At 44.8% G+C, this 11324-nt stretch carries 9 protein-coding genes; 3 read left to right on the top strand and 6 right to left on the bottom strand.

The window, feature by feature from the left end; translation table 11 throughout:
* Positions 1 to 180: 180 nt before the first annotated feature.
* The 6 genes from Q7J63_RS10500 to Q7J63_RS10475 all read right to left on the bottom strand — a co-directional run bounded on the left by Q7J63_RS10500 (position 181) and on the right by Q7J63_RS10475 (position 6044).
* Positions 181 to 561 carry an STAS domain-containing protein gene (locus Q7J63_RS10500; protein ID WP_019598703.1) on the bottom strand — a complete coding sequence of 127 codons (381 nt, stop codon included), beginning with the start codon at positions 559 to 561 and terminating at the stop codon, positions 181 to 183.
* A gap of 131 nt (positions 562 to 692) precedes the next feature.
* On the bottom strand, positions 693 to 1634 hold the full coding sequence (locus Q7J63_RS10495) for a phosphoribosylaminoimidazolesuccinocarboxamide synthase (RefSeq protein ID WP_304885957.1): 942 nt from the start codon (positions 1632 to 1634) through the stop codon (positions 693 to 695).
* 59 nt (positions 1635 to 1693) lie between these two features.
* Positions 1694 to 2812 (bottom strand): toxin-antitoxin system YwqK family antitoxin, encoded by a 1119-nt coding sequence (locus Q7J63_RS10490; protein ID WP_304885954.1) that lies wholly within the window; start codon positions 2810 to 2812, stop codon positions 1694 to 1696.
* Between the two features lie 99 nt (positions 2813 to 2911).
* A complete protein-coding gene (locus Q7J63_RS10485; RefSeq protein WP_019598700.1) occupies positions 2912 to 4090 on the bottom strand; it encodes an acetyl-CoA C-acyltransferase in 1179 nt (392 codons plus the stop codon).
* Positions 4091 to 4209: 119 nt separating this feature from the next.
* Positions 4210 to 4998 carry a hypothetical protein gene (locus Q7J63_RS10480; RefSeq protein ID WP_304885952.1) on the bottom strand — a complete coding sequence of 263 codons (789 nt, stop codon included), beginning with the start codon at positions 4996 to 4998 and terminating at the stop codon, positions 4210 to 4212.
* 80 nt (positions 4999 to 5078) lie between these two features.
* Positions 5079 to 6044, bottom strand: coding sequence for a VWA domain-containing protein (locus Q7J63_RS10475; protein WP_304885950.1), 966 nt, complete (start codon positions 6042 to 6044; stop codon positions 5079 to 5081).
* A gap of 715 nt (positions 6045 to 6759) precedes the next feature.
* Here Q7J63_RS10475 and Q7J63_RS10470 point away from each other — a divergent pair.
* From Q7J63_RS10470 to Q7J63_RS10460, 3 genes are read left to right on the top strand one after another with little or no spacing between them, the layout of a single operon-like run.
* Positions 6760 to 9156: a TonB-dependent receptor gene (locus Q7J63_RS10470; protein ID WP_304885948.1), complete on the top strand. Its 2397-nt coding sequence runs from the start codon at positions 6760 to 6762 to the stop codon at positions 9154 to 9156.
* A 16-nt stretch (positions 9157 to 9172) separates the two neighbouring features.
* The gene (locus Q7J63_RS10465; RefSeq protein ID WP_019598693.1) at positions 9173 to 10000 is read left to right on the top strand and encodes a DUF4249 family protein; all 828 of its coding nucleotides are present in this window, start codon (positions 9173 to 9175) and stop codon (positions 9998 to 10000) included.
* Positions 10001 to 10057: 57 nt separating this feature from the next.
* Complete coding sequence (locus Q7J63_RS10460) at positions 10058 to 11230, top strand: class I SAM-dependent RNA methyltransferase (RefSeq protein WP_304885946.1); 1173 nt, start codon at positions 10058 to 10060, stop codon at positions 11228 to 11230.
* The last annotated feature ends 94 nt before the right edge of the window (positions 11231 to 11324 follow it).

Below are 11324 nucleotides of genomic sequence, written 5' to 3'. Positions count from 1 at the left end.
TGAAGATGAAATCCACCCTTCCGTATTTCAGCTTGAATTTCCGCAGCTGAATCTGGGTGCCTTCTCCACAATCCAACAACATGGAAGACATCCCAATTTCTACCAATTGGGATGTCTGATTTCTGCCATGTGCTGGGATGGCGGAATTGGAACCTAAAACGGTGATTTCAAACCTCAAAATTAATTTTCTTCTTCTTCTTCCTCTTCTTTGCCGTCGATCTCATGCATGAAAATCGCTTCTGCAGCTTCCTCAATGGAATCGACAATGTTGAATACTTTGTCCAACATGGAGATTTTGATCAGTTTCATGACGTGTTCCTGCGGAGAGGAAATGATGAAGATCCCGTCTTTGCTGAATTCACGGTTTCCAACCAACAATGCACTCAACCCACTTGAATCCACATATTTAACATTGCTCATGTCAATCACAAGATTGGGATAACCTTCTGCATGAACCGTCAGCAATTCTGACTTTAGTTTTGGGGAGAGGAATGAATCCAATTTCTCCTCATGAGGCGTAAAGACAACATATTGCTCTTTTTTATCTACACTGTATTTCATAATCGTGATTGTTTTTCAAATTTAAAAAGGTCATTTTCCAATGATGTCGATAGGACAAAGCTACTGGAATTCGCCCATATACTCTTTTATTTATTCAAAACCGAAGGGTCTCCACCTATTGTGTCAAGGTTTCAAGCGCCCAGTTCCTTTAAAACCGCTTTTTCGATCCTTTGTTCCAGTTGGGAAATATCTCCTTTGACAAAGGGTTCTCCGATGATCTGTTCGTAAAGTTCAATATACCTCCCGGAAATTTCCTGAACAAATTCATTGGGCATTTCGGGAACAAGCTGTCCTTCCTTGCCTTGGAATCCGTTGGCAATCAACCATTGCCGCACAAATTCTTTTGAAAGCTGTTTTTGGGGCAATCCGGCCGCTTGGTTGGCTTCGTATCCATCGGCATAGAAATACCGCGAGGAATCTGGGGTATGGATTTCGTCTATCAGAAGGATCTCTTCTCCGAATTTTCCAAACTCATATTTGGTGTCCACCAGGATCAGTCCTTTTTCCCTTGCCATCTCTGTTCCTTTGGCAAACAAGGCTTGTGTGTATTTTTCCAATACCGCATAATCCGCCTCGCTTACGATGCCTTTGGCAAGAATATCCTCCCTGGAAATATCTTCATCATGTCCGAAATCGGCTTTGGTGGTTGGCGTGATGATGGGTTCCGGCAATTTGTCGTTTTCTTTCAGTCCCTCAGGTAGGCTTACTCCACAAACGGATCGCTTTCCCGCCAGGTATTCCCTGGCCGCATGTCCTGCCAAGTAGCCGCGAATGACCATTTCCACCTTGAAGGGCTCACATTTCTTTCCGATAGTGACATTGGGATCTGGCGTGGCAGTGACCCAGTTGGGGACAATGTCCGCTGTGGCCTGAAGAAATTTGGCAGCGATCTGATTCAAAACCTGCCCTTTGTAGGGGATGGGTTTTGGCAACACCACATCAAATGCTGAGATGCGGTCGCTGGCGACCACTGCTATTTTGTCCTCAAAAAAATAAACGTCACGTACTTTTCCTTTGTAAAACCCGACTTGGCCGGGAAACTGAAAATGAGTTTCTTTAATTGCAGTATTCATTTTTTTCTTCTTTCGACAAAAATAGAAAAAGCTGGCCTTTTCTTGTTTGCCGGGTCCTTTTATTTGTGGATTATTTCTTCTTTTTCGGGATTCCTTGTGCTCAGTTCCTTTCCCTCATGGAAAAATCTCTCCGTTAACAATTTGCCGGTTTCGTCGAATAGCTTATAGGTGCCCTCCATTCTCCCTTTATGGTAAGGGATGATTTCTTGGACCTGCCCATTTTGGAAATACCGGATGGTTTCTCCCTCTTCCTGTCCATTGAGATAGAAAATTTCCTGTTGGAGTTCTCCGGTTTCATAATAGGCCGTGATTTGGGTCAATTTCCCTGAAGAATCGTGCTTGACGATTTCCCTTTTGGCTCCGCTTTCATAAAAACTTTGGATGGTCCCAACAGGCATCCCTCTTTTATAGAGGGCCTGTTCTGCCAATTTTCCGTTTTCATGGTAGCTTTTGAAGATTCCATCGGCTTCCCTATTTTTATATTTCCCGATTCTGGCCAATTGACCGTTGGGGAAATAGCTGACGGTTTCGCCTTCCTGATAGCCATTCTTATGCTTGAATTTTGACTTGAGGCTTCCATCTGGGTAATACTGGAGGTGTTCGCCTTCCAATTTTCCCTTTTCGTAGGAAATCTTGGCCATCAGTTCACCCCCTTGGTAATACTGTTCCTTGGTGCCATCCAACAGCCCTCTATCGAAATTGGATTTCTCCAACAGATTGCCCAAAGTATCATAATCATAACTCAAGCCCTGTGGGAGATTCCGCTCAAAAAATGTCCTTTGCCTGATTTTCCCATTTTCAAAATAGGTGATGACTTCCCCGTCGATCAGGTTGTCCCTGAAGGAAAGTTCCTGCGAGACGGTTCCGGATGGGTAATAGGTTTTGGAAGGACCCTCTCTTTTGTTTTGGGAATAGGAAATCACCCTGAGAGTGTCTTTTGTCCCGGGGAAAAAATCCACAAAAACACCTTCCTTCTTCCCGTTTTCAAGTTGCCCGACGACCGCAAGTGAACCCTCTTCGTAGTACAATTTATATTCACCTTGTCCCACACCGTTGACTTCGGGGTAGACTTCCCTGATTTTAAGTTTTTGTTCATCATAAAAAGTCCTGACCAACTTCTGTGCAGAAGCTTCCAGGGTGATGCAGCATAAAAAGGCAAAAATCGTTTTTTTGAACATGGGAGGTTTGTAAATAAAGAGAAAGCCTCGGAAACAAAAGGTGTGCTCAGTTTGATCTTGAAGACAATTCCTTTTTTTTCCGAGGCTCAAAAAAACTGCTTAGAGTCTTTCGATGACGATGGCAGAAGCACCACCTCCGCCGTTGCAGATTCCCGCAACACCTATTTTTCCTTCATTTTGTTGCAAAACCGAATGCAGGGTAGCGATGATCCTGGCGCCGGAAGCACCCAGTGGGTGACCCAAGGCCACAGCTCCACCGTTGACGTTCAATTTGTCCATATCCAAGTTCAATTGTCTTTGGTTGGCGATCGCAACGGCCGCGAAGGCTTCGTTGATCTCGTAAAAGTCAATGTCGTTTTCGGTCAAGCCTGCATTTTTGATGGCTTTGGGAATGGCAAGAGAAGGAGCGGTGGTGAACCAAATCGGATCCTGTGCAGCATCGGCAAAACCAAGGATTTTAGCAATTGGCTTTAATCCCAATTCCTGCACTTTTTCCTTGCTCATCAAGACCAATGCGGAAGCGCCATCATTCATCGTGGATGCATTGGCTGCCGTGACGGTGCCCTCCTTGTCGAAAACCGGTCTTAGGGATGGGATTTTGTCAAAGATGACGTTCCTGAATTCTTCATCTTCATCGATGATGACCGTTTCGCCTTTTCTTCCCTTGAAGCTTACGGGAATGACCTCATCTTTAAAGGCTCCTTTTTTCCAAGCTTCGGCAGAGCGGGTGTAAGATTGGATGGCATAGGCATCCTGTTCCTCTCTGGTGATTTTCATTGTTTTTGCGGTATTTTCCGCACAGTTCCCCATTGGGAAATCGTAATAGACTTCATGGAGACCATCTCTGACCAATCCGTCGATTAGTTCACCATTTCCGTATTTGTAACCAAATCTTGCTTTGGGAATGTAAAAAGGGGCGTTGGACATGCTTTCCATACCACCGGCGACCATTACGTCATTTTGTCCCGTCATGATGGATTGCGCCGCAAACATCACTGCTTTCATTCCGGAGGAACAAACTTTGTTGACGGTTGTACAAGGCACATTGTAACCGATTCCGGCCCCGATGGACGCTTGTCGGGCAGGTGCTTGGCCCAGGTTGGCAGAAATCACATTTCCCATGATGACTTCATCCACTTCTTTGGGATCAACACCCGCTTTTTCCAAAGCGCCCTTGATGGCAAAACTCCCTAATTCCACTGCGGTCAATCCGGCCAACTTGCCACCAAAACTCCCAAATGGGGTTCTCACTGCAGATACGATATAGACTTCTTTCATTGGTTTATATTTATTGGGTTTATACTCTTTTTTCAAATGTATTTGGCTTCCACTGAGGTTGGAGGTTTTGACTTGGAGGGCTTAAATTCTCCCGCTCCAGGCTTTCTATAGCGATACGCTTACCAATCCGGCAAGCCTTTTTCCGGCCTCTTGGTCGGTTTCTTTTTGTTTTGCTGGATGTAGCGCAACTCTGCCGCATTCATGGCGTCAAGGATTTGGGAAGCTTGTTCCGGACTGAGGTTCATTTCTTTGAGCCTTTCCTTCATCTGTTCCTTGGATTTCTCCCTTTCACTCAGGTCACTTTCCATGTCACTGGGTTCCTGGGAATCTTTTTCCTCTTGGGATTTTTCCCCGGATTTATCATCCTTTTTCTCGGATTCGGAGGCTTCATCCTCTTCGGTTTTTTCGTCGCCTTCTCCGTCTTTTTTATTTTCCTTGTCTTTGTCCTGATCCTGCTTTTCTTGCTCCTGATCCTCTTTGTCTTTTTGTTCCTCGTCTTCCTTATCCTGATCCTCCTGATTTTGATCCTCGTTTTCCTCGAGCCATCTGCTCAGCAATTCATAATTGTATCGCGCAGGTTCGTTTAGGGGGTCTTTGATCAGCGCAAATTTGAAGGCTTCCAATGCTTCTTTGTATTTTTCCTGTTTTCCCAAGAGGGTCCCATTTTGATTGGATGCAAAGGAAGCGATCATGGGGTTGGCTGAGCCGATCAATCCCAAATAAGCTGCTTGGGCTTCTTCCAACTGTTCATTATAATGGTAACTCAAGGCCAGGTTGTAGCTGGAATTGGGACTGTTGATCCCGAATTCTGTGCCCAAAAGCAAATGGGAAGCGACAGAAGCTTCATACTTGGCATTGGCATAATCCTTGGACGCCGCTTTGATGGCGGCATTCTTCCTTGTTGTCACGGTCCAGGAGGCTGGGACAAACAGGATGAGGAAAAAAAGAATTCTACTGATGAAGATCATATTCTATACCTAAGACGATTTTAAAGGCGGATGGTTTTGAGTGGCAAAATCATATCCAACAAAGCCAAACCCATCGCAGCCAACAGAAAGTAAAAATATTTGTTGGCAGAGGCTTCTACCATTCTGGATCCAGTGACGGTGCCTTCTATTCTTTCAAGTGCCGCAGAAAGGTCGGAAATTTCATTCAGCTCATCGCTGATTTCGAAATACTGCCCGTCGGTCTGGGCCGCGATCAGTTTCATGTTTTCGGATTGCAATCGTGTGATGGCGGGTTGGTTGGTTTTGGGGTCAATGATGATGGAATTACCACGCGGGATGGTGCTCCCCTGGGATGTCCCCACACCTAGACTGAAAACCTTTATGCCCGAATCGCTTAATTGCGCTGTGAGAGGCCTGAAATTCTCCGCAAAATCCTCTCCGTCCGAGATCAGGACAATCGACTTGGATTTGACTTCCGGAGAATCGTCCAAGTTGAATTTTCCCAATGCCAAATTCAAGGGTGCACTGATGTCCGTGCCGGTGTTGGGCACCAATCCGGAATTCAATCCATCCAGATGGAGTTGCAAAACGTTTTGGTCAAAGGTCAAAGGGCATTGGATAAAGGCTTCGGAACTGAAAATAATCAGCCCAATACGATCACCACTGAAGTCTTTGACCAGGTTTTTCAACTCGAATTTTATCCTTTGCAATCTGCTCGGTCCAATATCGGTTGCATTCATGGACTGGGAGAGATCGATGGCAATGAAGATGTCTTTTCCTTCTTCTTTGATCTCTTTTTGGGATGTGCCTATGGAAGGTCCTGCCATGGCGACCAAGAACAGTACAAAATACCCCAACCGCAACACCATCTTCATCAGAAGCCTGTGCTTGTGTACCTTTAATTTTTTATTGATAAAGTAAAAGCGGAGGAGGTAAACTCCATAAAGCAATCCAAATACAATTGCCAGCCCTATGAGTAATTTAACGTCAGGATATGCCCAAATCATGCCCTGAAATTATAAAATATAAACGAAAAGCCAGTATAGGATTCGATTTAATATATGTTAACGAAATCCATATCCCGATCTTTTCGGATTCATCTGCAAATTAATTTGTCCGGTCAAAATTTTATCGGCGTGGTCTCCGCATTTTGATTTGGATCCTGATATTTTTTTCAAAGGATTCATTTTTAATGGACAATATTGAATCCGTATGATTCATTTCCATTTCTATTCGAGTCTGGAGATGCCTAAAAATCAGACATCAGGTATTTTAGATTTTTGACTTCACCCTAACGGTAATATCCCTTGCTCTTCAAATAGTCTAGTTTTCCTTCAGCTGGGACCCCACTGGGAACCATAAGTCATATTTCCGGTTGCACCCCAAAAAAAGACCTGCCCTTGGGATAAATCCATTTTATCAGGTCGAAAATATTTTTTTGGAAACAGATAGGCAAGAGCATAAGCACGTTTTTTAATCCAACAACCCAATATCCGGAACAAGCAAAGGCAAATACACCAGGGAAATTGTCGGAAGAAAATGTCCCCCAAAAGCAGGAAGCTTCAAAATGAGCCGCGATAAGTTGGGGAATGTCTCATACAAACTTCTTCCTTTGCTGCCCATCATAATTCCATATCTTTGCCTCAAGTAAAAAGATTATTTTTGCCCTTTACCAATCAATTCAAAGGAGAAACCGTTATCCATTCAAAAGAAATCTGTTTTATGAAATTTTTATTTGCTTGGGCTTCTGTCTTTCTGTTTCTTCTTGCATCCACAAGCCCAGCTTTTTCCCAAAATCCCGAAAACATCTCCGGTCAGGTTTTCGAAATGGATTCGAACCAGCCACTTCCCGGCGCAAACATCTACTGGGAGTCGGAACCGCAAAAAGGAGTAGTAAGTGATGAAAATGGAAGGTTTTTGATTGGGAAAACAGGCCTTCCTTCCAAATTGGTGGTTTCTTTCATTGGATTCACGGTGTCCATCAGGGTGATTTCCGAGAAGGATCTGGGTAAGGAACTTCGGTTTTTCCTCAAAGCAGAAGAACTCTCCCTGGAAGAAATCATCATCCGGGACAGAAGGCCGGATGAAAATGTCAAAAGTTTGGACATGGGCAAAACGACCATCCCCATCGAAACGATTAAAAATATCCCGGCACTCTTTGGTGAGGTTGATCTTTTGAGAAGCCTCCAACTCCTTCCTGGCGTACAGACAGCCGGAGAAGGGACGACTGGTCTATTTGTCAGAGGAGGATCCGCAGACCAAAACCTGATCCAGTTGGATGGCGCACCCGTGTACAACCCTTCTCACTTTTTCGGTTTCTTTTCCGTGTTCAATCCCGACGCATTGAGTGGGGTCGAATTTTACAAGGGAAACATACCCGCCAATTATGGGGGCAGGATTTCCTCCCTGATCGATGTCTCTTTGAGGGAAGGCAACTATGAGAAAATAAAAGGAGAGGGTGGGATAGGGACGATCAGCTCAAGATTGACTTTGGATGGCCCCCTTTTTTCCGATAAGTCCTCCTTTGTGTTTTCTGGAAGAAGAACTTATGCCGACTTGTTTCTCAGGCTTTCTTCTGATCCGAATATCAAGAACAACGATCTTTATTTTTATGACTTGAGTGGAAAATTCAGTTTTAAGGTTGGTGATAAGGACAAAATCTCCATTTCCAGTTATTTCGGCTCAGACTTTTTGGGATTGTCAGGTCAGTTTGGATTGGGATGGAACAACTGGGTTTCTTCAGCACAATGGACCCGAAACATCAGCGAAAGGACCTATTTTGACCTTAACGTGTATCACAGCAAATACAAATATGCCGTCAACTTTGACGACGCAGACAATGGTTTTCGATGGGACAATGTTTTGTCGGAGTCGGGAGCCAGGGCGGAATGGGGTTTTGTCCCAAACGAAAAAACGGAGTTGAAATGGGGGATGCACACGCAATATTACCACTTTGCCCCAATCAATTTTGTGCCGGATCCCGGCGCCAGCATTGAACCCATCAACACGAATGCCCGGAATGGGCTCCAAAACAATTTCTTTGTTTCGGGCTCCCGAGACATCAGCCAAAGACTGAAGGTGGATGCGGGACTGCGATGGGGGATCTACCAACAAGTGGGCAAAGGAATTGAGTACCGCTATGAGGGGAACCAACCAGGGCCTAATGTTTCCATCACCGACAGCCTTTCATTTGGCACTTTGGAAAGCATGAAAACCTATCAGGGATTTGAACCCAGACTTTCGGTCCGCTACCTGATTCGGGAGGACCTTTCATTCAAGGCTTCCTACAACAGGAATTTCCAATACGTGCAGGTGGCCTCCAACAGCTCCGCAGGATTGCCGATCGACAGGTGGGTGCCTGCCGGCACTTACATTGAACCAGTGAGAGGGGATCAGTACTCGGTTGGGCTTTTCAAAAATCTCAACCAAAACAAATGGGAATTGTCTCTGGAAGGATATTACAAGGATTTCAAGAATGTCATCGATCTCCGGCAGGGAGCCAATGTCTTGTTCACAGACAACGTGGAAACGGAATTGTTGGCAGGTGTGGGGTATGCGTATGGGGTGGAAGCATTGTTGCGGAAGAACATTGGGAAAACCACCGGATGGCTGGCCTATACTTACTCCAGGACTTGGAGGAAAATCGAAGGCATTAGTGAGGGGGATTGGTACAGGCCGAGGTTTGACCGACCGCATGATGTGACTTTGGTTTTGAATCATGAATTCTCAAAAAGGTGGTCCTCGGCCCTTACCTTCGTCTATACGACTGGTCAGGCCGTTACCTTTCCGATCGGGACATATGAGGTGGACAACCAAAGCCTGCCTTTGTATGGAAACAAAAGAAACGAGGACCGCTTCCCGGATTACCATCGGATGGATGCATCGGTCACTTGGAAAAATGTGGATAGGGGCAGAAAATGGAAAGGCAGTTGGAATTTCAGCATTTACAACCTTTATGGGAGAAAAAATCCCTTTTCCTATCAATTTGGCGACATCATCAATGAGCAAATCGATTTTGATCCCGGATTAAACGAAGAAGTCCTCTCCAGAAGGCCAGGCGTGGTCATGACTTATTTGTTTACTTTCCTTCCGGCAATCACCTATAATTTCAAGTTTTGAAAAGACAGTTATGAATATGAAAAGAATTTTATATTGTCTTCTCTTGTTGCCTTTTTTCTCCTGTCAGGAGGAGGTTTTTCTTGATCTCCAAAAAAAGGAATCCATCCCCATTATTGAAGGGATTTGGACAAATGTGGGAGGATTGAACCAGGTGAAAATTTCATTGTCCAAAGATTATTATTCAGAGGGACCAGGTGAGGTGGTGGACAATGCTGAGGTTTATGTGGTCAATTCGGGGAATGGTTTTAGGTACAATTTCCGTTTTTCCGAAGATGTCTCCAGGTACATTCCGGTCAATAACCTGGGCGGGAGAATCGAGGAAAAATATGAGCTTCATGTCTTGATGGGGGAGAACCATTATATCTCTTCCGGAACACTTTTGGCACCGCCAAAATTGGACAGCATCACGTACGCATTCAAGGAGGAAAGGATTTTTAGGGATGAGGGATATTACCTGACCCTATATGGCGATATTCCATTTACCACCGACAATAATTATCGGGTCAGGCTGGTGCGAAACGATACTTTATTGAACAGACGATCCGATTACCTTTTGTTTGACGATACCTTTGGGACATCCATTTTGAATCGGGGATTTGAATTGTCCGGCTTCAGGTTTAAGGAAAATGACAAGGTGCGGATTGAGCTTTACCGACTGAACCAAGATGCCTTTGATTACCTCAATCAATTGGTGAATTTATTGTTTAACGACGGAGGGCTTTTCAGTCCGCCACCAGAGAATCCGAAGACAAATATCCGGATTCTTGAAGGCGGTGGAGAGGTTTTGGGTTATTTTCTGGTGAGTCCTGTACTCACCGAAACGGTGGTCATCCAACCGGAGTAGACCCTGAAGAAAAACATGGGTGAAGGAAAGGAGCATTTTATTCCTTACTTTTGCACCATGACAGATTTTAATGCAAAGGGCAAGGTGGTCATCACCTGCAAAGACAGGTTCTCCGCCATCTTGGAGAAGGAATTAAAGGATTTGGGATTTAAGCCAAAACTGGTTTTCAGGACAGGGGTAGAGCTTTACGCTTCTCTCAACGAATGTATTTTTCTGAACCTTCATCTTCGGACTGCCAGTCATGTCCTTTATGAAATCAAATCCTTTTACCTCAGGCATGCCGATGATATCTACAGAAGGATAAAATCTTTGCCTTGGGAGGAATACATCAGCAATCAAACTTATTTTTCGGTTTATTCCCATGTGGACAACGAAAGTGTGGACAATCCACTTTTTGTGAATGTGCGGATCAAAGACGCCATCGTGGACCGTTTTAGGGAAAATACAGGTACCAGACCGGATTCAGGTTCTGCCTATGAGGGTGCTGTGATCCAATTGTTTTGGAAAGAAACCGAAGCCTCCATCTATATCAACACCTCAGGTGAAACACTTGCCAAGCATGGCTATCGGAAGATCCCGGGAACTGCACCCATGTTGGAAGCTTTGGCATCTGCGACCATTTTGGCCACGGGCTGGGACAGGAAAAGTCCATTCGTGAACCCGATGTGTGGAGCAGGGACACTTGCGATCGAAGCGGCGTTGATCGCCACCAACCGTTTTCCGGGGCTTTACAGAGACCATTATTCCTTTATGTTCATCCAGGGATATGATGCTGAGGTCTATACTAAAATGAAGGAAGACCTTCAAAACGAAATTATAGAAGTTCCCGGTCTGAAGATCATTGCCAGCGATATCAGTGCACAGGCAATTTCTTTCACCCAGGAAAATGCCGAAACTGCAGGGGTTTTATCATTGCTGCAGCTGGAGGAATGCGATTTTGAAGAGACGAGTTTGCCGGAAGAGGAAAACGGGGTCGTCTTCCTGAATCCTGAATATGGCGAAAGGCTGGGAGAAGAAGAAGAACTTGAACTTACCTACAAGCGCATGGGTGATTTCTTGAAGAAAAGATGTGCAGGCTACACCGGATTTATATTCACCGGAAATTTGGAACTGGCCAAAAAAATCGGTCTGAAAGCTTCCCGAAGAATGGAGTTTTACAACGGAACGATTGATTGCCGACTCCTGAAATATGAATTGTACAACGGAACAAAAGAGCCGATTGCAGAATGATTTTTTTAGGACAAGGAAATAAGAAAAAGGCCATCGGGAATTTCCGATGGCCTTTTTTCTTTTCTTCCCAATGACTACCTGTGCGTAAATCAGT

This window comes from Rhodonellum sp. (genome assembly GCF_030656585.1).
GTDB lineage: Bacteria > Bacteroidota > Bacteroidia > Cytophagales > Cyclobacteriaceae > Rhodonellum > Rhodonellum psychrophilum.
Note: the sequence above shows the minus strand (reverse complement) of the source record. Positions and strands in the feature narration are given on the sequence as shown.

Excerpts from the sequence above, each read along its gene's own strand:
- Q7J63_RS10500 (WP_019598703.1), bottom strand. The coding sequence starts at position 561 with ATGAAATACAGTGTAGATAAAAAAGAGCAATATGTTGTCTTTACGCCT.
- Q7J63_RS10495 (WP_304885957.1), bottom strand. The coding sequence starts at position 1,634 with ATGAATACTGCAATTAAAGAAACTCATTTTCAGTTTCCCGGCCAAGTC.
- Q7J63_RS10490 (WP_304885954.1), bottom strand. The coding sequence starts at position 2,812 with ATGTTCAAAAAAACGATTTTTGCCTTTTTATGCTGCATCACCCTGGAA.
- Q7J63_RS10485 (WP_019598700.1), bottom strand. The coding sequence starts at position 4,090 with ATGAAAGAAGTCTATATCGTATCTGCAGTGAGAACCCCATTTGGGAGT.
- Q7J63_RS10475 (WP_304885950.1), bottom strand. The coding sequence starts at position 6,044 with ATGATTTGGGCATATCCTGACGTTAAATTACTCATAGGGCTGGCAATT.
- Q7J63_RS10470 (WP_304885948.1), top strand. The coding sequence starts at position 6,760 with ATGAAATTTTTATTTGCTTGGGCTTCTGTCTTTCTGTTTCTTCTTGCA.
- Q7J63_RS10465 (WP_019598693.1), top strand. The coding sequence starts at position 9,173 with ATGAAAAGAATTTTATATTGTCTTCTCTTGTTGCCTTTTTTCTCCTGT.
- Q7J63_RS10460 (WP_304885946.1), top strand. The coding sequence starts at position 10,058 with ATGACAGATTTTAATGCAAAGGGCAAGGTGGTCATCACCTGCAAAGAC.